The following is a 23,536-nucleotide window of genomic DNA, read 5'->3' as shown; positions in this document are numbered from 1 at the left end:
TGAAGCAAGGTTTAGTTAAAAGGCAACTGCTATTATTAAATGCTTAAAATATTAGAAACTAAGATGGGGTGGTATTATTATGAATGTTATTAATAATATATTTACACTGTTAGTATTTATAATAGGATTGTGCACTATTGTGTATGGAATAACGAGAACAGAAACAAATTTTGATATGCTTGCATATGCTTTAACTACAAATACTAAAATTGAAAATAAAAAGGGTTTTGTTAAATCCTACAAAATAAGCTCTTTAGTAGTAGGATGTTTATTATTAACTTTAGTTTTTTTATCCTATGCTGAAATATTTCCTTTTGAGTTTAGGTCTTTATGTTTTCCTTTAATAATTCTATCGAAATCCATAATGAGAATGTTTATTCAATTTAAATATTCTAAAAAATCTACAAAGTAAGGGATGCTCGTGGCCAGAAGCCTCCGAACATCCCTTGCCATACTGCTCTCATGCATCAATGGTATATTTTTGCTACTCTGAGATATTGCCTTCACTAGTAATTACTATTTCTCCATCTTTAATATCAATTGTTGCCGTTCCAGCGTTAGATAGACTTCCAAACAAAACTTCATCCACAAAATGAGGTTTAATGTTTTGCTCAACAACCCTTAAAATTTCTCTTGCTCCATAAACAGAAGAGTACCCTTTCTCTGCAATCCACTTATAACAAGCATCTGTAACCTCTAATTTTATATTTTTTGTTAATAGTTTCGCCTCAAAGTCTCTTATACTTTTTTTAGCAATAAGAAGCGCCATATTTTCATCCATATTATTAAATACAACAATATCATTAAGTCTATTTCTAAACTCTGGTGAAAATGTTTTTTCCACTTCTTTTTTAATTTCCTCACTTTGCTGTTTTCTTTCTCCAAAACCAATTACAGATTTCCCAAGCTTTGCAGCTCCTGCATTTGAAGTCATTATCAATATCACATTTCTAAAATCCGCTTTTTTACCTGTATTATCTGTAAGTGTTGCATAATCCATCAGTTGAAGCAGAACATTTAAAATATCTGGATGAGCCTTTTCTATTTCATCTAGTAGTAAAACACAATAAGGTCTTTTTCTAACTGCATCTGTTAAAATTCCACCTTCTTCATATCCTACGTATCCTGGTGGTGCTCCTATAAGTTTTGATACTGAATGTTTTTCCTGATACTCACTCATATCAAACCTTATAAGTGGTATTCCTAGATTCTCTGCAAGTTTTCTTGAGATTTCTGTTTTTCCAACTCCAGTGGGTCCTACAAAAAGTAGATTTGCCACAGTTTTTCCATCCTCATTAAAACCTGCCCTTGAACGTTTTATAGCTCTAACTACTATTTTTATAGCCTCATCCTGTGAATATATATCCTTTTTAATAGTGCTTTCAAGTTTTTTCAATTTTTCAGTTTCATTTGTAGAAACGTTTTGCTCTGGAATCTTTGCCATAGATGCAATTACTTTTTCCACATCTTTCACATCAATAATACCTATATCATCTTCATTTTCTTTATGTAGTTTAACATATGCCCCAACCTCATCCATAACATCTATGGCCTTATCTGGGAGAAATCTATCGTTGATATACTTTGCAGATAATTCCGCCGCTGTTTTTAATGCCTCATCAGTATATTTAACTTGATGAAACTTTTCATAGTTCTCCTTTAGTCCCAGTAAAATAGCATAGGTATCTTTTGCTGAAGGCTCTAATATTTCTATTTTCTGAAATCGCCTAGATAGTGCTCTGTCCTTCTCAAAAATCTTCTTATACTCATCATAGGTAGTTGCCCCTATAAATTTAATCTTTCCATCCAAAAGAAATGGTTTTAAAATATTTGAAGCATCCATTGCCCCACCAGAAACCGCACCAGCTCCTATTATAGTGTGAATTTCATCAATATAAACAATAACATTTTCTTGTTTTTTTAGTCTATTCAAAACCTTTTTAATTCTTTCTTCAAAATCTCCTCTATACCTAGTCCCTGCAAGTAAACTTCCCATATCAAGATAATATACCTTACTTCCCCTAAGTGCCTTTGGTACTTTGTCTTGCACTATCATTTGTGCTAAACCTTCTGTTATTGCTGTCTTACCTACCCCAGGCTCACCAACGTGTATAGGATTGTTTTTAAACCTTCTTGATAATATCTGAATAGTCTTTTCTAGAACATCCTCTCTACCTATAAGCGGATCAATTTTACCTCTTCTTGCTTTTTCAGTTAGATCCTCAGTGTATTTGCTAAGGAAATCCTCTTTGTTTTTTACTCTGTTGTCGTTGAACTCTTCTTCGTGTGCTTTTCCAAGATTTTCACTATAAATTTCAATTTCTTCATCATCTTCTACAAGACTTATACCATGAGTAATGTAGTTTAAAATATCAAGTTTTTTTATTCCTTGTTTTTTAATAAAATAACTTCCAAAGGAATCTTCTTCATCATAAATAGCTACAATAATATCCCCTAGTTTAATATCATCTTTACCTGCTGATAAAACATGCTCCGCTGCTTCACTTAAAATGTTTTGTATTCCTTCTGTCTGCACCGGTTCACTATTTTGTAGAATATCCATATTCTCTTTGAAAAAATTATTCAAATCATTTTTCAGTAATTCAATATCTCCACCACAATTTTTGATTAATCTCTTTCCTTCGTCAAAAAACAAAGAAGCATAAAGAATGTGCTCTGGAGTAAGATACTCATGACCTTTATCTTTTGCCTCATTATACGCTGCAGTAATTATTTCATTTAATAAATCATCCATTTTCATAATTATTCCTCTTCCATACTTAATTTAAAGGGAAAGCCGCTTTCCTTTGCCATATCCATTGCCTGATTTGATTTTGTTTTTGCAATATCGTATGTATATATACCTGCGACTCCCACGCCTTTTCTATGAACATCATACATTATTTGTGTAGCCTCAATAGCACTTTTTTTGAATATTTCAGTTAGCGCCTGAATAACAAATTCCATAGTAGTGTAATCATCATTATGCATAAGAACCTTATACATCTTAGGTTTTTTTATTTCTATTTTCTGTTCTTCTTTTATACTAGTTTTTTCTGACATAACCCCAACTCCTAAATTGTATAACATTACTTATTTTACCTATTATATATTTCATATGCATTAATCACTATACACATTATATTATATACTATTGTAATCATAAAGGTAGTTTTGAATATTTTTTATGTGAATCTTATTATAGAATAAATAAAAAATAGCACTTGGAATCAACCAAATGCTTAATACTAATTAAATCATCTTACACTAAAACATTTTGCATCTTACTAAATGTTTTTCTTCACTACTGGAACTAACATTTTTCATACCCACAGTATTTGTTTTACATATTGATTTATGATAAGGGCATTTTTTTAAATACTTGCAACCCTCTTCTAGAACATCAGTCACTGTATTTTCTGAGTTTATTTTATTTACCAAAAAGTCATTTTGGTAAATAAAAGGAGTACTTGAACCCACCAATGCTTTTGTATAAGGGTGTAATGGATTATTATAAATTTCTTCTACTTTAGCAAGTTCCACAATTTCACCAGCATACATCACAGCTACTCTATCACACATATAATAAATCACATCCAAATTGTGGGATATAAAAAGATAGGCTAAATTAAATTTTTCATGCAAGTCCTGCAATAAGTTTAAAATTTGGGCTTGTATAGATACGTCTAATGCTGAAACAGGCTCATCTGCAACTATAAGATTTGGCCTAAGCATAAGAGCACTTCCTATACTTATCCTTTGCCTTTGCCCTCCACTTAATTCCTTTGGATATCGATCTCTATAACTACTATCAAGTCCTATAATTTCTAAAATCTCATTTACTTTAACTATTCGCTGTTGTTTATTCCCAATTTTATGAATTTTTAATGGTTCCTCAAGTATCCATCCTATTTTTTTGCTAGGATTTAATGAACTGGATGGATCCTGAAAAATAATCTGTACCTTTTCACTTAAATTTTTTATATGTTTTTGTTCTTCACCGTTAATAATAATTTGACCTTCTGTGTCCTTATTTAAACCAACTATTGATCTTCCAAGAGTTGACTTTCCGCAACCACTTTCACCTACTAATCCAAAGATTTCCCCCTTCTTAATATTAAAAGAAATATCCCTTAAAATCTCTTTAGGTTCACCCTTACCCAAAATTGAAGAGTTTTGATTATAGTAAATTTTGCATAAATTTTTCACTTCTAGCACTAAGTCATCCCACATTATTTATATCACTGTCCCTTTTAGTAGAATAACATGCTACTTTATGCTTATATCCTATTTCTATAATTTGTGGTTTTTCCAAAAAGCATTGGTCCGTTGTATTATCACAACGAGGCGCAAATCCACAGCCAATTTTTTTAATTGTTATAGAAGGTACTTTCCCTTTAATATTTACTAACCTTTTACCCTTTTTCTCTTTACTTGGTATTGAACCTATAAGGCCTTTTGTATATTCATGTACTGGATTGTTAAATATATTTCTTGTAATCCCTTCTTCTACAATGTCCCCAGCATACATAACCACAACATTATCACATAATTTATTTATAACCGATAAATCATGGGATATAAATAAAATTGTGGTTTTAAATTCTCTATTTATCTCTTTTAATAAGTCCAATATTTTATCCTGTACTGTTACATCAAGAGCCGTTGTAGGTTCATCTGCAATAATTAGCTTCGGCCTGCAAATTATTGCCATGGCTATTATAACCCGTTGTCTCATACCACCTGACAATTGATGAGGATAATAATCATACAATTCTTCTGGAGATTTTAGCCCAACCTTTTTTAATGTATCTATAACCATAGTTTTTCTTTCTAATTTTGTAAATTTAAAATGAATTTTCAAAACCTCCCCAACCTGTTTTCCAATAGTTATAAGTGGATTTAGTGATGTCATTGGTTCTTGAAATACTATGGATATATCTTTACCTTGAATTTTTCTTAGTTCTTCCTTATTAATGCCACTTAGCTCAATACCATTAAATAGAATACTTCCCTCTCTAATCATTGCATTTTTAGGTAGCAGTCCCATAATAGATAGTGCAGTGATACTCTTTCCACAACCTGACTCTCCTACAATACCCATTATTTCACCATTTTTTATACCAAAGGAAATTCCGTTTACCACATCGCTACATTCATTAATTCCATTTATCCCTATAGAAAGATTTTTTATACTAAGTAATTCTTGTGCCATTGTAATCACCTCTCATATACTTTTCTTATTCCTTCACTAATAAAGTTAAAACCCAAAACAGTTATAACTATTACTACTCCAGTGGTAATAGCATACCAGGGTGCATTAAACAAGTAACCCTGAGCTTCTGAAAGCATTCTACCTAAACTTGGGTCTGGTGGTTTAACTCCAAAACCTAAAAAACTTAATGAAGATTCAGATAATACGGCATTAGAAAATCCTATGGTTATAGCAGATAAAAGTGCAGGATATGTATTAGGCAAAATATGCACAAACATAATTCTAAGGGGACTGGCACCAAACACTTTAGCACTTTTTACAAATTCCTGATCCTTTAGCTGTAAAAATTCACTTCTAGCAATACGGGAAAAACTAGGTACAAAAATAATTCCAAGTGCTAACACAATTTGATATTTACCCTGTCCTAAAACGGTAACGATAACTAACGCAAGTATTATCCCTGGAAATGCTAATATAGCATCGTTAACTCTCATAATTATTTCGTCAATCCATCCACCTATATAACCAGCAACCCCTCCAAAAATAACGCCGAAGAATGTACCAAAGGCAACTGTGCTTATAGCAACAAAAAATGTTGTCTTTATTCCACTAATTATTCTACTAAAAATATCCCTTCCAAAATTATCTGTACCTAACAGATGCCTTATATTCGGCGCCTGAAACCTTTCAGCTACATTCATCTTATCTGGATTGTATGGTGCACAAAACACATCAATAAGCATTAATAGTATTATAAATCCTGTTAATACATAACCAACTATTAGATTCCAATTATAGCGTTTTTTCATATCTGCCTCCAAAAAACATTTTTAGGCACAATCAAGAAAATAGACTAGCATACTGACTTGTTATTTTTTTGAAGATGCCTTATCTAACCCTGATTCTAGGATCAATTATTTGATAAAGAATATCCACCAGAAAATTTATAAATATAACAATAAATGCAATGTATAATACAAGTGCCTGAATTAGTGGAAAATCTCTAGTTGATACTGACATAATTAGGAGGCTTCCAATTCCCGGCAGACCAAACAATTGCTCTATTATTAGGCTTCCTGCCAAGATTTCAGAAATAATCATACCCATTAAAGTTATTACTGTTATAATGGCATTTTTTAATATATGATTATATAAAACAGAGTTTTCTTTATTTCCTTTACTGTAGGCTGTTCTAACATAATCCTTTGACATTTCATTTAAAACCCCTGCTCTTAAAAACTTAACTAAGGTGGCAATATTCGGGATTGCTATAGCAAGGGATGGACAAATCAAATATAAAAAAAATCCCACTATATCCTGATTATAATCAACATATTTACCAGGTGAAAACAGCTGTAGTATAATACCAAATACCAAAATCAAAATAATACCCATAAAAAAAGATGGTATAGATCTACTAATTTGACTAGTGGTACTTATAATAACATCAATAAAAGTTCCCTCTTTTTTTGCTGAATAAACTCCAAGTGGAATGGAAATAGCTACAATTAATAATAATGACATTAGTGCAAGACTAAACGTTACTGGAATTCTACTAACTATTAAATTTTTAACGGGCTGGGAAAATCGTATTGATTTTCCCATATCCCCCTTAACAAAATTACCACTCCAACTTATATATCTTTTTACTAAACTTTGATTTAAGCCTAGTTCCTCTCTTAGATTTTCAAGCTTTTGTGGTGATGCGTTGGTGCCAAGCATCACAAGTGCAGGATCTCCTGGTACAACATTAAATGCAAAAAAGGTGAAACCAGAAACAAATACTAAAGTAATTATTAATGTAATAATCTTTCTAACTACATATTTCATAATACAATCACCTCTTTTTATAAATCCGAAAAAATACTACCACACCCAATTGTTACTTTTTATAATAAATCGAGGCTAAGTCTTGCACATATAATGGATAAAACTTGTAGCCTTCCAATCCCTTTTTAAGCACAACAACTTTTTCTTGATCCTGAATAAATACAGAAGCCGCATCTTTATTTAATATGGTTTGTAGCTCTTTATACTCTTCAACTTTTTTTGTATCATCTTTTTCTTTAACAGCTTTTGCAAATAAATCATCGTATTTCGGATCCTTAAAATTCACAAAATTTTCCGAATTATTTGATACATATCTTTCAAGTAATGCCCTTGGGGATACATAATCTGCATCAAGACTTACAATTGTTGTATCATATTTTCTTCCTTTATACGTGTCACTAAGCCAAACTCCCCACTCAACCGGTTTTATTGTAGCTTTTATATTTATTTCTTTTAGTTGTTCTACAATTATTTGAGCTGTATCCACATGAAATTGATAAACAGAAGGTACTGTTATTGTAGTTTCAAATCCATTGGGATATCCCGCCTCTTTTAATAACTGTTTTGCCTTTGTAATATTTTTATTATAAGTTTTTTCAAGGCCTGATTGAAAATATTTTTTATAACTAGAGAAGAAATTAGTACCCGCCCGTTTTCCTACACCACTTGCCACTGTATCAATTATATTTTGAGTATCAATAGCATAGTATAAGGCTTGCCTTACTCTAACATCATCAAAAGGTTTTTGTGCATTATTTAATGCTAATAATTGGATTAAGTTAGCACTCCCCTCCAAAGTATTGTAGTTCTGTGACAACTGTTCAGCTTGATCTTTAGTTATAAATGCTGCATCTATACTTCCTGCTTTTAACTGAAGCAAAACTGCATTGGAATCCGTTGTAATCTTATACACTACTTTATCTAAGTGTGGTAAATCCTTTTGCCAATAATCCTTATTTTTTTCTAATATGATTTGTTGCTGAGGCACATAACTGGCTATTTTAAAAGGTCCAGTTCCAATAGGTTTAGTATTTTCATCTTTGTAATCCTTAGGTATGATTGCAGACGTCAAATATGGAAGAAATTCCGTATCTGGATTTATTAAGTTAACCTCAATAGTGTCGCTACCTTTAATATCAACAGATTTAATATTTGATAACTCAGTTTCAAGTGGTTTCCCAGTATCCTTACCTGCAGCTTTATCTAGGGAATATTTTACATCTTCCACCGTTACATCCTTACCATTCTGAAACTTAATTCCACTTCTCAATTTAAAAGTGTATTTTGATCCATCTTTTGCTACTGAGTAACTACTAGCAACTGCCGGAATGAAATTACCACTTTCATCTGTTTTTACAAGCCCTTCAAATACGTTAAAAAGTACTGATCTAGTATCAGCTGCTGATGCTAGATATGGATCCAAAAAGTCAGGTTCACTAGTTGATAAAGTTAAAGTTCCTCCTTGCTTAATGTCACCTTTTGCCTGCAACGTGCCAGTACTATTACTTTTACCTCCCGTACTTCCACATCCACTTAGAGAAAACACTGTTGTGACTAAAGTAATTATTGTCAAAGTGGCCAATAGTACTTTCTTCCTCCTCATCATTATCACTCCTTTAAATTTTTTCATTAGTCCAATCCAAAATATCATAAAAAACCTGCTGGCGATTCACTTCTCTCAAAATACTATGTCTAAAATTTTTATACAATTTATACTTAACATTATTTATTCCTAATTTTTTATACATTTTATACTGTGCTAATGTATCACCACCAAATCCAGTGATACTGTCCTTATCTCCATTTAACAAGTATATAGGCAATTTATGTGGCATATTCATTAACATATCAGTGTTTTGTAAATCCTTTATGGCTAATAAAAAATACTTATAAAATTCATTATCAAACAAAACATTTGTATATTGCGAGTTTAATGATTCTTCCACCATTTTTCTGTCACTTGTTATCCAATCAAGCTGAGTTTTAATGGGCTTAAAGCAATCATTAACCTTTCCAAACATAGCGGTATAAGTGTCTTTACAATCTGCTTTTAAGCCATTTTTTTTGATCTCTTTTTCCACTGCAGCTAATAGGCTGTCTATTTCAATTGAATTTAGAATCGTCCCTGTGCTTATAAGCCCATTTATTTCATCACCATATTCAATGGCATACAATCTAGCAACTATCGACCCCATACTATGTCCTAATAAAAATACCGGTATATTTGAATATTTGTTTTTTATGAGAATTGTTAAATTGTATAAATCCTCCATCATTTTAGTAAATCCATCATTCCCGATATCCCCAGCTTTTTCTTTATATGAAGGTAGATAGACATCTCCAGCAGTTCTGCCGTGTCCTCTTGCTTCATTAACATACACAGAAAAACCATTTTCAGCTGACACCTCAGCAAATTCTTTGTAATAATTTGCTGTTTCTCCTAATCCATGAGCTATTTGAATAACAGCTTTTGTATTTTTTCTTTTAGATGGCCAGTGCTTAGCATATATTTCTTCCTTATCATTGCCTTCATAAAAAAATTCCGAAAAATTTTTCAATATAAATTACCTTCTCCTTAAAAATTTTTTTCCATACTTTTGTGTTATACAAACGCTCTTTCAAATCCTTGCTTTAAATCTGAAATTAAATCCTCTGCTTCTTCAAGTCCAATAGAAAGTCTAATAGTATCTGGGGTTATGCCAGCTAATTTCTGTTCTTTAGGTGTGAGTTCTCCATGAGTTGTTTTTGGTGAATTTATAATTAAAGATCTTGCATCTCCTAAATTAGCCTGATAACTAAATATTTCTAATGCATCGATAAATCTATTAATTTCCTCCAGTGTTCCCTTAAATCCAAAAGTAAAAGTGGATCCAGCTCCCTTAGGTAAATATTTTTCTTTTAACTCTTTGTAAGGGCTCTCTTTTGAAGATGGATGCTTAATCCACCCTACCTTCTCATTACTCTCTAAATATTTAATGATTTTTTCTGTATTTGAAACCTGCTTTTGTACTCTCTCTGAAAGAGTTTCTAGTCCAATAAGAATCAAATATGCATCAAATGGGCTAAGTGCTGCTCCAAAATATGTTAAATAATTGAGACGTACTCGAAAAGCGAAAGGGGCTTGTGGGAAAACTTCCAAGATGCTTCTAGGATTTCCACTAGCATCTCTAAGATTGTGATATTTTTCATTGAATTGAGGAAATTTACCATTGCCCCAATTAAACTTGCCACTATCTAAAATTAACCCTGCTATGGCATTGCCATGTCCACCTAATGCTTTAGTTGCTGAGTAAATTACTATATCAGCTCCATATTTTATTGGATTTAATAAGTATGGAGTGGCAAATGTATTATCCACAATTAGTGGAATATCATTTTCGTGTGCAATCCTTACTATAGCCTCTATATCTGCTATAGCAGCATTGGGATTACTAATTGTTTCCAGAAAAATAGCCTTTGTATCTTTAGTAATAGCAGCTCTAAATGCTTCTGGATTATCTGAATCTTCTATTCGGTGTATATTAATACCATATTTAGGAAATAATTTATTAAAACTATCTATTGTTCCACCATAAAGTTTATTTGTTGTTAGTATCGTTCCTCCGCCCTCCGCCACATTTAAAAGACTATAGGTAACCGCCGCCATTCCTGATCCTACTGCAACAGCAGCTGCTGCTCCGTCAAGTGTTGCTACTCTCTCTTCAAGAACTGCCACAGTGGGGTTTGAAACTCTAGTATAAATAAAACCAAGTTCAGAAAATCCTAAAAGCCTTGCTGCTCTATCTGTGTCTCCTAATTCAAATGATGCAGTTTCATATATTGGTACTGATACTGCATAATTATGTTTCTTTGGATCATATCCAGCCCTTACCTTTAACGTATCAAATCCATAATTGCTTTCTCCCATTTTTATCACTCCCAATAATATCTAGTGCATAGACTTCCACACCGATTAATTTTATCTATAAGTATTAAGTACAATATCATATATATCTTCAATAGCTCTAAGTCCACCATTATATCCTGCATAAGTGCCATTAAGCACTAATCTATATGCAACAGGAGGGCTAACAATAAGTAGGTCAGCCCCTATCTCATTTGCAAGATCTCTTTCCCATGCACTCCCTAAAATAAGTGATCTATTTTTGTGTTCCCCATTCCTTATATCTTTTTGTATTTCTCCTCCATCAACAGCAAAAGTTACCTCGCATGACCTAAATTCAGAAATATGTTTAAACTGATTTTCAATAGCTGCTTTATATTCATCTGGGGTATCATCCACAATAAATTGTTTTGCTGGTATAATCCCCAATTCATTTAGCAAAAATTTAGCGAATCCAATTGCATAGGAAGACTCCAAAATAGTATAAAATTTTCTAGGAAGACCATATCTAAATTCCAACATAAAATCTGCAGTTCTTTCGATAAATGAATAGAACTTTTTTTCTTCCTTATCTACAAACTCATCTACCATTTTTTTATCCAGCTTTGCAAAATCTCCAACCTGCCTTAAAAAATCCGATGTGGCTTTACCTCCTATGGGTAGGTATGGGAAGTGGAAATATGGTGTTCCATATTTTTCTTGCAAATTTTTTGCTACTTTTAACCCAACCCAAGCATTTACTACAATATTCAATTCAGCATAAGGCACAGTTTTCCATTCCTCAATACCACCTGATTCATTGCCAAAAAGAATATTAACTTTAAGTCCAATTCCTTCAAGAATCCTCTTTATTTCTTCTAAATTTCCATTCCAATATGGATCTTGGTATGGAATAGTTGCAAAAACATTAACAAGACCTTTAATAACTCCTTTATCATTAAAAAATTCATCTACATACTGATCAATAATCGCATTGACAACAACTTCATGACTAACATAATTATTACTTTTAAAGCCACCTGTTTCTGCATATACTATGGGTTTATTAAGTTTTTGATAAGTTGAAACTACAGATGGTACATCGTCACCTACAATATCTGAGGTACATCCTGTTAAAACCACATATATATCAGCATCAATAACCTTAAAAGCACCTTCAATTACACTCCTTAGCTTTTTTTCTCCGCCATATACTATCTCAGTTTCACTACAATTTGTACATGGAATGGTATTTCCTCCTGCATAGCCTTCACCTTGACCTATTAGGCTGCTTACCTTTCCACCACATCCAGGACCCGAATGCAAAATTGGTACACCTCTTTTAATTGCAACTACGGTTTGCTGCGCCGCTAGTGCACATGAGAATCTAGGTTGTTCAATAATTTTTAACATGAGCACCTCCTCCAAGAAAAGTAAAAGGCTCTTGCTCTAGCCACCATTTTGTATAAGGCATGCTGCTGTGTTTAGCAAGATTTGTTACAAATTCTTTATTATCTAACGTTTCTAAAATTCTTTTTGCATAGTTTAATACACCTTGATATCCAAAGCTAAATTGCTCATCTCCAATTAAAAGTGTAGGAATCCCAAGTTTAGCCCCCCAAATTGTCATGCCACCATGTCTTGCAATCATAATATCTGGTCGTACTCGATTTAAAATATTAACTAATTCATAGGCCTGCTTATTACATACATTGTAATTTTTAATATCACCATAAGTCCTTACATCATGTGCTAATGCATCAGATGCTGAGTCGCCATTGTCATATACAAGATCATGATGAAAGATTGCAGCCCCTTGAACATCTAAACCAAGTTCTCTTAATAGTGCAATAATTGCATGTCCGTGGGCAGCACCTGCTGTAATATAAGCAGTTTTTCCCTTAAGTTTTTCTCGGTACTCCTCTAGTTTAGGCATTACCCTTTCATGTTCTTCTTCTATTATTTCTTCAACTTGCTGTTTTCTATCTAAAACTCTTCCCAGTTCTCTAATCCAGTTATCTGTACCAGCAATACCATAAGCTGGAGGTGATTTGATTTCAGGAACACCATAGACCTGTTCAAGTGCTGCCCCTAGATATGTTCCAAGAGTAGTACAAATTTGTATTGTTGCTGCGGATTCTGATATATTCTCTAGTTCATTTATAGTTGAAAATGGAACAATATATTTGGCCTCATAGCCAAGTTCATTTAGCAAATCATCAAAAATATGACTACCCCAAAAATTTATGATATTGACCTTATTACTTTTTTGGTTAGGTGGTTTTACTATTTTTCTCACTATGGAATGATAAGCCGAATCAAATCCAGTGGTCCAAATTTTAGATTTAAAGCCTTCACAGAAACATGAAACAACAGGTATGGATAATTCCTCGGATAATTTAGTAACAGATCCCTCAACGTCATCTCCAATAATTCCAGAAGCGCAAGAAGTGGTTATAAATATAGCATTGGGCTTTACTCTTTTATAAACCTCACGAATAGTATCTTCCAATTTTTTTATTCCACCAAAAATCGTATCTTTTTCTTCTAAATTTGTACTGAAATATCTTCCATTTATTGCAGGTAAATCTCTATCCATTTGTCCTACTCTATATACAAAATTAAAACAAAAAAAATCTCCGCTACAACCAACTGGTGCATGATTAATTACCGCTGCATCTTTAATCATTGCCAGTTGGCAAAGTGCTTGCCCTGAACTACACCCAATACATTGACTAAAATTTCTTGAACTATCTTTTAGTTTTCTGCATCGACCACGTTCCACCAGTTCTTTTGCAGTTCCCTCAAATCCTGTAATCGAACCAAGCCTTTTTTCTCTTACCTGAACCTCTGGAGCTTTTATATTTACTTTACTCATAAAAAATCCCCCCATAAAAGCAACAAATCTCTTCTGAAACTAAAAAAGAGGACGTATTTCTAATTTAAATTAATTAGAAATACGTCCTCTGGTTTTCCAGTCAGAACTTTTATACATATTTTTCATATTTGTTTAGTAGTAATTGTATATTATATGTATTGTATTGTCAATAATATTATACATATTATTTTCACTTTTCACATAATTATCCTATTACACAAATTTTCAACCATATGTGGCTTGCTTCAGAATTCCTCATTTATTCGGATAAAAAATAGCATCTGGAATAAACCAGATGGCTAATATAAAGGGGTACTCTTTATGTTTCTATATTAATCTTTATTTATGACAATACTATGTCAATATTAATTACTGCCTGTAAATATTGAACGAACAGATATCACTCCATTCTTAACTTTTCTTTTGCCTAGAATAACCATGTATGGTATTTTTTCGAACTGACTAGACCTTATTTTATAACCTATTCTCTCAGAAGAAGAATCCAATTCAACTCTTATATCAAGATTATGAAGTTTTTGTTTTAGCTCCTCAGCTCTATCAATACACTTCTTATTCCCCCCTAAAAATATAAAAAACCCCTGTCCACAAAGGGACAAGAGTTAAATTTCTTGTATTTCCACCCTAATCACACCTTGAAATTTGAATATACTTCATTAATCATAACAAATCTATAACCATTTTTCTTTAAAGCAGGCAAAACTGCTTTTAATGCTTTAATTGTTTTTAATGGAGAGTTTTTCGCACCTCTCCCATCATGTAGTAGTATTATGTCTCCAGGCTTTACCTTTTTTATAAGTCTATTTTTAATATAATCTACGGTTACCCACCTACTCCAATCCATAGCGTGTATTGACCATAACACAATTTTCAAATGATTTATTTTAGCACAATGAAATGTCACTGGATTAAAGATTCCCCAAGTAGGTCTGAAAAATTCAACCTTTAACCCAAGTCCATTCATGATCCTTAATGATTTTGAAAAATCTTTTTCTGTTTTGTTTGGAAGTTTAAAAATATCATTTGTATGTTTATAAGCATGTAGCTCAATGTAATGACCATCTTCTTCAATACGTTTAATTATGCTTGGATATTTTCCTGCTTTTTCTGCAAGAACAAAAAACGTACATTTTACATTGTTTTGTTTAAGTACGTGAAGAAGCTCTAAAGTATATCTTGGATCAGGTCCATCGTCAAAAGTTAGTGCGATTATTTTTTCTTTTGATGAAACTTTTTTTATTATTTTATTTGAAAACTTTCTATAATATAAATTTGGTACTATTACATAAGTTATAACTATACATAAGATAAATAATTTCATTTTTGTCCATCCTAAAAATAATGATTAATACAAATATGCTTAAATTAAGTTTTCCACTAACTTTAATGCTGGAATATTACCACTTTCAATATCTATATTATCTAGAAAATCAACTATTTCTTCAGCACTATTAAAATTAACGTACTTCCTCTGATCTCTTCTTATTCCCTCAAGTTTTTTATTGTTATCTTGCAAAAGTTCATAAACTATATTATATATATTCTTTGTATTATGGCAATATATACCTAAGTTATGTTTTTCTGCAAAAGATGAGTTTCCTTGTTCCTGACCTGGAAGTTCTCCAGTCATTACAATGGGTACGTTGCATGAAACTGCCTCCATCATAACATTGGGACTTGCTCTGGTGAACACAATATCTGAAGTAAGCATTAAGTCTTGAATATTATCTACAAAACCATAAATCTTAACTCTATCCCCAAACTTATTTGTTAATGACTGTTCCAATTTATTTTTAAGCTGTTTATTTCTTCCTGCTACAATCTTTACAGTGCAATCAAAATTTTTAAGAAGGATGTCTGCAATTTTTCTCATGTTACCAACGCCTTCACCGCCACTCATAATTAGGCAACTTAATCTTTTGTCATCTTTGTTCTCTTTTAGATTTGTTACATTATTATAGCGAAATCTTGATCTTACAGGTAAATTTATAATTCTTATTTTATTTTTAGGAACTCCAAATTCTATACACTTGTCTCTAGCTTCAAGTGTTGGACTTATAATATACTCAGCTCTTTTATCCACCCAAAGTGAAGATATACTTGTAAGGTCTGCAATTAAAGTTACTACAGGTATTTTATAATTATTTTTTTCTAATAAATTTATTATAGACCCATTAAAATTAGGGTGAACAGATAAAATTAAATCTGGCTTAATTTGTCCTACTAATTTTAAGAATTTTTCTTTTATAGTTATTTCTACTATTTCATTTACCAGCTGTGGTTTAACTGAGGATATATCCCATATAAGTTCCCATAGTCCCTCGGCCTTTCTAGTAATAAGACCATAGGATTTTCCTATGGCTATAAGTGGTTTACCACCAAGGGAAAATCCATCCACCACGTGGATATTTATATTTTCTCTCATTGCAAATTTTTCTTGCAATGCCTCGGTTATACTCTTATGTCCATTTCCAGTATGATTTGATGAAACAATAAGAACGTTTTTAATCATAAGTTAACCCTCCTTCTCCTAGTAACATTTAATTATATATTTTGCAACATTAAAATTGTATTAAAATCATATTAATTTTGTATTAAAAATTTATAATTATATAGTTGCATATGAAAGAAAATTGGAGGAAATGTTTGTTGCCGCTAAGCTAGAGCAAAAATTCACAAAACAAACTCTATACATGCACCACCAGATTCTGAATTAAATGCTCTTATACTTCCACCTTGTATTTCCACCAGTTTTTTAACTATGTAAAGTCCAAGCCCAGCGTTACCATTTTTAGAATTACGTGATCCATCTCCCTTATAGAATTTATTGAATAAACTTGATAAATCTTTACTACTAAATTCCTTTCCAGTATTCTGTATTGTGAATTTAATGCTTTCATAATATTTATCTACATTGATAGTTATTTGCCCATTTTCAGGTGTATATCTAATGCTATTGAATATGATATTGTCCAATATTCGTTCGAGTTTATATGCATCAACTGAATATGTCTTTTTATCATTTTTTTCAATATTTATATTCAACTTAAACTCTATATTTTTATCCCCCCTAAGCATTTCATAATTTTCTTTTTTTCTCTTCATAAAGGAATATATATCTAACTCAGTAGTGCAAATCTCTATATCCTGGCTTTCTAGTTCAGCTGCATAAAGCATCTCTTTTATAAGTTCTGAGCCCCTATTTGTATTTTCATCTATTACATTTAAATATTTAATTAACTTTTGTTCTTCTTTATAATTTCCATCTAGAAGTGATTCAACATATCCCTTTATAATTGAAAAAGGTGTTTTAAGATCATGGGCCAGTGCTTCCACCATTTCTTGCCTTTCCTGTTCTATTCTCCACTGAGCACGTAAGGAATCCTTAAGCTCAGACTTCATTTCATTAAAACCCTGGCATAACTTTCCAAGCTCATTATCAGCACTGTAATCTATATTAAAATCCAGGTCCTTTTGCTCAATCTTTTTAGATGCGTCAATAAGCATGTTCACTGGCTTACTTATATTCCGTTCAAATTTTTTGGAGAAAACCCCTGTAAATACTGCTATATAAATAAATGGAGAAAAAATAATCACAATATACAATGGTATTATCCATATTTTGTCCAATGAACTCATATAATGATTTTTTAGTGTATATGATAAGGAAACGGCTCCAGCTGCTTTACCCTCTGAATCCAATATATGAATAATTTTAATATATTCATTCCCAATTGAGATATCAGTATTTATTTTAGTATATAGCTCCTCTTTACTATTTATTATTTTATAACCAGTTCCATATATTATATGCGCATTTTCATCTAAAACTTGATACTTCATTCCTTGGGTGGGAATAACCTTATCAAGAGATATTTTTTCCTTAGGATTTAAAATTACTATACCGTATTTTCTTATGTAGTTTTTTATATCCGGAATTTTCTTTTCATAGTAGTTGGATGGATACATCTTTTTATATTGAATAATTCCATAAATAACAAACCCAGTACAATATGTAACAATTGTTGCCATTATACTTGTCACAATAATTAGTATAAAGATTATTCTAAATTGCGTTCTTAAAGGTTTTTTCTCTAGCATTTGTTACCTCCCAAAATGTAGCAAAAGTTTTTCATACTATTACTTGATTTTTTCAAAACGGTATCCTATACCCCATGCAGTAGAGATATATTGAGTACTAGCGTCTATTTTTGCTAATTTTGCCCTGATCTTTTTCACATGTTCTGTTACCGTAGAATAATCACCCTCAGCATCATATCCCCAAATATGCTCGTATATTTGTTCTTTAGAAAATACCTGTCCTGGATGTAATGAAAGAAGTTCGATTATATCAAATTCCCTTTTTGCAAACGCTATCGCTTCATTATTAATTTGCACCTGACGCCCTTTTAAATCTATTGTGAGATTTCCAAAATTAATTAGAACTCTTTTTCCAGTCTCGTTAAGAAAAATCGCCCTTTTTTCTCTCCTTAGATGAGAATCAATTCTTGCCATTAGTTCTTTAATGCTAAATGGCTTTACTATATAGTCGTCTCCACCTAAAGCTAGTGCTTTTACCTTATCTGTCTCAGATTGTTTTGCACTTAAAAATATTATAGGGCATTGAACCCTATCTCTTATATTTCTGCAAACATCATATCCGTCCATGCCAGGCATCATTATATCCAGTATTATAAGTTTCGGCATTTTCTTTGCTTTTTCTAAAGCCTCTTCCCCATTAGAAGCACTGAAAACAACATGGCCTCTACTTTCTAAAGAATCCTTTAATAAAGATATAATGTCTTCTTCATCGTCTACTATCAAAATTTTACTCATTATAATATACCTCCAACTTCTAGCTAGGCATCATCAATCATATGATTTCCTGCCTTCCCACTTGTTAAACCATATTAATCCTAGGGCTAATATGAGTATGAATGAGCCGGTAACTGGTGCTATTCCCTTTATTGTTTCATGGAAAATATAAGTATGACTTTTTATACCTCCATTTGGTAAATAAAACATTTGCACCCTAGATAAACGTTCAGGCCATGACCATATAACAAATTGCCACACCTTATCTCCAACAATAGCTACTATACCTGATATAACAATTCCCGCTGATCCAAAACCAAGTGAAGCGCTCATTCCAAAGGCTAAACTTAGCCATAGATTAAAAGCTAGCAATGGAATTGTACCTATCTCCATAAGTAATGCCGCTCTAATAAAAATCATCCATGATACTTTTATATTCATAAAAAAAGTTAAGCCAACTACAAGAACAAATGTTGCAATTATAATACTTGCTGATGTTAGCATTATTAGCATTATAAGTTTCCCAAGATACAAACTTAGCCGTGATAATTTACACCCTAAAAAGCCATTAAAACTTCCAGCCAATTCTTCTTCATATATAATAAATCCTGAAATTAATCCTACCACAATCGGTATAACCATTGTTGCAAAGGTTCCAAAAAACATCTGAAATATGGATATTTGAATGGTAGGCGTTATTTTTTTTAAAGAAAAATACCCTAAGAAAAATATTGAAAATATAATAGGTGCTAAAAAAACTACCCATCTCATAGGTGTACGTTTAGTCTTAAGCCACTCTGCAGATAATATTTTTATAAATGTCATCATCGCACCTCTCTTTTATTAAACCATAATGCGGTAATACAAGTAAATACTACTAACGATATGATTGAAGCAATTATCCCAACTGGTATCACAGAAGCATTTAGGAAAGGATCACCAGCTTGTAAAGGAACTCCATTGGTGCCAACGTCTAATGTTGGGCACAAAAGCCTGGTAGCATAGCTCCATGGTACATACATCCAGTATGATTTACCTGAAGCAAAAATTCCAGCAATAAGCCCTAAAAAACCAAGTGCCATACTTCCCAAAATACCACTCAATGTAGCTACAAAGAGTTGAAGAGGGATTATTGCAAGAGAAGTTAACCACATAATGCTGCTTCCTACCAAAATCTTAGTCCATGGAATTCCACCCTTATTCACAATAGGAAATATAATAATGGTTGCAACACTAAGAACTATAATAGATAATAATGAATTAATTGACATAACTATAATTTTTCCTATCCATATACGAGCTGGGGATATATTATGAACTAATAAATTTCGGTAATTTCCTGCTTTCTTTTCCTGCATCCCTGCTATTGCTGCAAATAATGCTATTCCAATAGGTATAATGCTTACTGCCCACAAACTATATGCTTGTTGAACAAACATTTTCCATGGCATACACAATGCCATGAGTATACAAAATATCGGTGCAATTATAATTAATTTTCTAGTGAATGTCCTTTTGTATTTAATGTATTCTGATTCTATTATATTTATCATTTTCGTGCCTCCCTAACAACCTTCATAAATAAGGCTTCAAGGTCTTCTTCCTGACTTAATGCGCCTTGATATCTAAGAAGTCCATCACTTATTATTCCCACATGGTCTACTATTTGAGAGATTTCTGTTAATACGTGGCTTGATACAATTACTGTAATACCTTTGTTGGGGAATGAACGAATAACTTCTCGTAATTCTTGAATGCCTATTGGATCAAGTCCATTGGTTGGCTCGTCTAGTATGAGTAACTTTGGATTACCAAGAAGTGATATTGCCATTCCAAGCCTTTGCTTCATTCCCATTGAAAAATGTGATGACAGTTTTTTGCCCGTGTTTTTCAAATCTACTGTTTCAAGTACATCATTAATGCTTTTTTTTGATAAACCCATTAGTTTTGTATGAACCAAAAGATTTTCTTTGGCTGTAAGATTACCATATAGAGCTGGTGCTTCAATTAATGCACCTATTTCTTCAAGATGTTTTCGTTCCCATTTTTCACCGTCAATTAATATTTCACCTGAACTTGAATGTAGAAGACCTGATATCATCTTTAATGTTGTAGTCTTTCCTGCACCATTTGGTCCAAGCAATCCATAAATAGTTCCTGTTTGCACTTTTAGTGAAACATTATTTACTGCCTGTTGCTTTCCAAAGTGTTTACATAAGTTTTTTGTTTCTAAACTATATTTTTGCATTTTATTCACCCTTTCGTAAATCATTAATTTGTGTACAATTAATAATTTACCAGGCAATTATAACGAAAGTATAACGTTTTTGTTTAAATAAAAAAATTTAGTCGTCCCAATATCACTTGGTCAGACTAAAATACTTGAAAATTCTACTTTATTTCAATAACTCTATTAATAAAATCCATGCCTTCTACCACGTGAGAAACAACAATTAATGTTCCTTCAAAATCTTCATCCCTTAAAATACCTAAAATTAAATCTCTTGTTAGAGCATCTACATTTGAAATGGGCTCATCTAAAATTATTACATCCTTATTAGAAAGAATTACTCTTATAAAAGCTATTACCTGCGCTTGTCCACCTGAAACTCCGGAAGTATTTTGTGTAATTTCAGTGTCTAACCCTTTCGGCAATCTATTTATATACTCCACAAGTCCCAATTTTTTTATAAGTGTTTCCACATCTTCAAGTTTCTTTTCATTTTGTCCATACAATATATTATCTAAAACAGTTCCTCTAAATAAAAATATACTTTGAGATACAATTCCTATTCTTTCCCTTAAACTTTTATTGTTAATCACAGAAATATCTATATTGTTACATAATATTTTACCTTCATCTGGCTTATACAATCCCAGTAGCAGTTTTATAATTGTAGATTTACCAGAACCATTTTCTCCTTTAATAATAACTTTTTCACCCTGATTTATTTCGAAATTTATATTATTTAGCACGTTTTTTGTATTGTTTTTATATTTAAAAACTACATTTTCTAGTTTGATATTATTGATTTTATCATTTAAAAATTGATTTTTACCAGTATTTTCATCATCCATATCTAAAAGTTCGTAAAGCCTCTCAATACTTAGACATACTGGTTTTATCATAGTTCCTAAAGTCCCTATTCCTTGAACGCTACTAAAAACCTTAGCTATGTACAAAGAAAAAGATGTATATAGTCCAACGGTAAACTGTCCCTTTAAAATTAGAATTCCTGCAACCAGTAGTACTAAAAGAGTGCCAAAATTATTAATAACCGTTATATTGCCCATGAACATAATCGTGGATTTGCTTTGTTTTAAACTACTCTTTACAAGTTTAGATAATTTTTTATTAAACTTTTTGAGATGACTCTGCTTTCCATTAAGTATTTTTATATCCTCAATGCCATTGATTATTTCAAAACATTCTCCATTTAACGTTGCATTATTTTCTAACATTTCTTTTGTATTCTTCATGAAGTTACCCATAGACATCTTTGTGGCAAAGAAAAACAAAGGCGTCAATATAAGCACTACTATGGAAAGCTTATAATTTATAGCAAACATTGTTACTAATGCAAGTACAGCATCGGTTAAGCTCAAGATTATACCTATGTAAGTTGGTGAAAAGATACTCCCAACAGAACTACATTCTCCTATTCTACTCTGAACGTACCCCTTCTCAGTATTAGCAAGATAATTCATTGGTAATTCCATAACCTTATCCATTACAGAACACCTAAGATCATTGACTACCAAATTATTAATCTTAACAAACATGTAATTTGAAGCAATTGAAATAACATAACGTAAAATATATAATATGGCTATTACACTAGCATACATATATAAAAGATTATATCCTTTTTTCGCTATGAGTACCTTATCCATAATGATTCCGATAATATACGGAACTGGAGTGGAAACAATTGAACCTAATAACATACCTATAATCCCTGCCACAAAAATTAACCTGTGTTTTTTTATATACGGCCTCAGCTTTAAAATACTACTTAGTTTACCCATATTTACTATTCCTTTCTAAATTTATTACGTATATAATGATTATACAGTATTACCCAAGGTAATAGTCAAGCTTTATGTTCAATTCACTTTCTTTACAAATTTATTTATAACTAAGTTAATCATAAACATTTGCACCTTATTGACATTTATAATGAATCACTTTATAATAAATATAAAATGAGACGTCGTTCTACGCTTGAGTCGAGGTGATACAATGGTTTATAAAAGTTCAAAAGCAACACAAGAAAGAAAAGATTTGAAAAAGAAACATATTATTTGCACTGCTATTAAAGTTTTTTCCATAAAAGGTTATCATGCTACTACGGTAAAAGATGTGGTGGAAGCAGCTGATATATCAGTAGGAACTTTCTACTTTTATTTTAAAAACAAAGAAGATTTGTTTGAGATACTTTATGATGAGGTTTCAGAAGAGTTATTTAATAATGCACTTTGCGCCGCCATGGAAAACATAAATAAAGAAATCGACTTGGGTTTTAGTAGAGCAATAGCTTTCTTCTTAAAAGTTATAGAATTGAATAGTCCACTGGCAAAAATTCTACTTATAGAGGCTGTGGGCTTAAATCCAAATTTCGAAAGAAAAAGAGCCGAGGTTACTCAAAAATATGTTAATTACACCGCAGGATATTTTCAAGAAATGCAGCAATGCTCCAATATAAGTACACCTGATGTAAAAATATTTTCATTAGCATTTATAGGAACTCTTTACAATGTAATAATGGAGTGGCTTCAAACTAATAGCACAAATAGTCTTACAGATTGTGCCTATGCACTTACTATTTATAATCTTCAAGCTTTAAATATAAATTATAAAAGCGATGAAGTAAAAAAAGCCATAGATGAAATTTTAAGTAAAAATCGAGGAAAATAA

22 protein-coding genes are annotated in these 23,536 nt (G+C 31.8%); 2 read left to right on the top strand and 20 right to left on the bottom strand.

What is annotated here, in order from left to right; translation table 11 throughout:
* Positions 1 to 79 precede the first annotated feature (79 nt).
* Complete coding sequence (locus BR66_RS0102950) at positions 80 to 412, top strand: hypothetical protein (protein WP_026881554.1); 333 nt, start codon at positions 80 to 82, stop codon at positions 410 to 412.
* A 72-nt stretch (positions 413 to 484) separates the two neighbouring features.
* Here the strand turns inward: BR66_RS0102950 and clpA are convergent, their stop codons facing one another.
* The 20 genes from clpA to BR66_RS0102850 form a co-directional block, all read right to left on the bottom strand.
* Positions 485 to 2,761, bottom strand: coding sequence for an ATP-dependent Clp protease ATP-binding subunit ClpA (clpA, locus tag BR66_RS0102945; RefSeq protein ID WP_026881553.1), 2,277 nt, complete (start codon positions 2,759 to 2,761; stop codon positions 485 to 487).
* Between the two features lie 2 nt (positions 2,762 to 2,763).
* Positions 2,764 to 3,063, bottom strand: a complete 300-nt coding sequence (locus BR66_RS0102940) for an ATP-dependent Clp protease adaptor ClpS (RefSeq protein ID WP_026881552.1) — start codon at positions 3,061 to 3,063, stop codon at positions 2,764 to 2,766.
* A gap of 204 nt (positions 3,064 to 3,267) precedes the next feature.
* Positions 3,268 to 4,218: an oligopeptide/dipeptide ABC transporter ATP-binding protein gene (locus BR66_RS0102935; protein ID WP_242841097.1), complete on the bottom strand. Its 951-nt coding sequence runs from the start codon at positions 4,216 to 4,218 to the stop codon at positions 3,268 to 3,270.
* A 4-nt stretch (positions 4,219 to 4,222) separates the two neighbouring features.
* Complete coding sequence (locus BR66_RS0102930; protein WP_026881550.1) at positions 4,223 to 5,215, bottom strand: ABC transporter ATP-binding protein; 993 nt, start codon at positions 5,213 to 5,215, stop codon at positions 4,223 to 4,225.
* 5 nt (positions 5,216 to 5,220) lie between these two features.
* The gene (locus BR66_RS0102925; protein WP_026881549.1) at positions 5,221 to 6,024 is read right to left on the bottom strand and encodes an ABC transporter permease; all 804 of its coding nucleotides are present in this window, start codon (positions 6,022 to 6,024) and stop codon (positions 5,221 to 5,223) included.
* A gap of 79 nt (positions 6,025 to 6,103) precedes the next feature.
* Entirely contained in the window at positions 6,104 to 7,045 is a 942-nt protein-coding gene (locus tag BR66_RS0102920) for an ABC transporter permease (protein ID WP_026881548.1), read from the bottom strand.
* Between the two features lie 52 nt (positions 7,046 to 7,097).
* Positions 7,098 to 8,648 carry an ABC transporter substrate-binding protein gene (locus tag BR66_RS0102915; protein WP_026881547.1) on the bottom strand — a complete coding sequence of 517 codons (1,551 nt, stop codon included), beginning with the start codon at positions 8,646 to 8,648 and terminating at the stop codon, positions 7,098 to 7,100.
* A gap of 13 nt (positions 8,649 to 8,661) precedes the next feature.
* On the bottom strand, positions 8,662 to 9,603 hold the full coding sequence (locus BR66_RS0102910; protein ID WP_035795351.1) for an alpha/beta fold hydrolase: 942 nt from the start codon (positions 9,601 to 9,603) through the stop codon (positions 8,662 to 8,664).
* A 44-nt stretch (positions 9,604 to 9,647) separates the two neighbouring features.
* The gene (locus BR66_RS0102905) at positions 9,648 to 10,952 is read right to left on the bottom strand and encodes an O-acetylhomoserine aminocarboxypropyltransferase/cysteine synthase family protein (protein ID WP_026881545.1); all 1,305 of its coding nucleotides are present in this window, start codon (positions 10,950 to 10,952) and stop codon (positions 9,648 to 9,650) included.
* A gap of 51 nt (positions 10,953 to 11,003) precedes the next feature.
* Positions 11,004 to 12,320, bottom strand: coding sequence for a nitrogenase component 1 (locus BR66_RS0102900; protein ID WP_026881544.1), 1,317 nt, complete (start codon positions 12,318 to 12,320; stop codon positions 11,004 to 11,006).
* A complete protein-coding gene (locus BR66_RS0102895; protein ID WP_026881543.1) occupies positions 12,304 to 13,785 on the bottom strand; it encodes a nitrogenase component 1 in 1,482 nt (493 codons plus the stop codon). The genes BR66_RS0102900 and BR66_RS0102895 overlap by 17 nt, the downstream gene beginning before the upstream one ends.
* A gap of 365 nt (positions 13,786 to 14,150) precedes the next feature.
* Entirely contained in the window at positions 14,151 to 14,402 is a 252-nt protein-coding gene (locus tag BR66_RS0102890; RefSeq protein WP_026881542.1) for a His/Gly/Thr/Pro-type tRNA ligase C-terminal domain-containing protein, read from the bottom strand.
* A 29-nt stretch (positions 14,403 to 14,431) separates the two neighbouring features.
* On the bottom strand, positions 14,432 to 15,124 hold the full coding sequence (locus tag BR66_RS0102885) for a polysaccharide deacetylase family protein (protein WP_026881541.1): 693 nt from the start codon (positions 15,122 to 15,124) through the stop codon (positions 14,432 to 14,434).
* A gap of 39 nt (positions 15,125 to 15,163) precedes the next feature.
* Entirely contained in the window at positions 15,164 to 16,315 is a 1,152-nt protein-coding gene (locus BR66_RS0102880; RefSeq protein ID WP_026881540.1) for an MGDG synthase family glycosyltransferase, read from the bottom strand.
* Positions 16,316 to 16,476: 161 nt separating this feature from the next.
* Positions 16,477 to 17,904: a sensor histidine kinase gene (locus tag BR66_RS0102875; RefSeq protein ID WP_026881539.1), complete on the bottom strand. Its 1,428-nt coding sequence runs from the start codon at positions 17,902 to 17,904 to the stop codon at positions 16,477 to 16,479.
* Between the two features lie 39 nt (positions 17,905 to 17,943).
* Positions 17,944 to 18,642, bottom strand: coding sequence for a response regulator transcription factor (locus tag BR66_RS0102870; RefSeq protein WP_341350059.1), 699 nt, complete (start codon positions 18,640 to 18,642; stop codon positions 17,944 to 17,946).
* Positions 18,643 to 18,672: 30 nt separating this feature from the next.
* On the bottom strand, positions 18,673 to 19,443 hold the full coding sequence (locus tag BR66_RS0102865; protein WP_242841096.1) for a lantibiotic immunity ABC transporter MutG family permease subunit: 771 nt from the start codon (positions 19,441 to 19,443) through the stop codon (positions 18,673 to 18,675).
* Positions 19,443 to 20,171, bottom strand: coding sequence for a lantibiotic immunity ABC transporter MutE/EpiE family permease subunit (locus BR66_RS0102860; RefSeq protein WP_051624077.1), 729 nt, complete (start codon positions 20,169 to 20,171; stop codon positions 19,443 to 19,445). Before BR66_RS0102860 ends, BR66_RS0102865 begins: the two co-directional genes overlap by 1 nt.
* Entirely contained in the window at positions 20,168 to 20,866 is a 699-nt protein-coding gene (locus BR66_RS0102855) for a lantibiotic protection ABC transporter ATP-binding protein (RefSeq protein WP_026881535.1), read from the bottom strand. Before BR66_RS0102855 ends, BR66_RS0102860 begins: the two co-directional genes overlap by 4 nt.
* 143 nt (positions 20,867 to 21,009) lie before the next feature.
* Positions 21,010 to 22,647: an ABC transporter ATP-binding protein gene (locus BR66_RS0102850; protein ID WP_026881534.1), complete on the bottom strand. Its 1,638-nt coding sequence runs from the start codon at positions 22,645 to 22,647 to the stop codon at positions 21,010 to 21,012.
* 214 nt (positions 22,648 to 22,861) lie between these two features.
* On the opposite strand from BR66_RS0102850, the gene BR66_RS0102845 reads away from it, so the two are divergent.
* Positions 22,862 to 23,536: a TetR/AcrR family transcriptional regulator gene (locus tag BR66_RS0102845; protein WP_026881533.1), complete on the top strand. Its 675-nt coding sequence runs from the start codon at positions 22,862 to 22,864 to the stop codon at positions 23,534 to 23,536.

The organism is Clostridium akagii DSM 12554, assembly GCF_000686725.1.
Classification (GTDB): Bacteria; Bacillota; Clostridia; order Clostridiales; family Clostridiaceae; genus Clostridium_I; species Clostridium_I akagii.
Note: the sequence above shows the minus strand (reverse complement) of the source record. Positions and strands in the feature narration are given on the sequence as shown.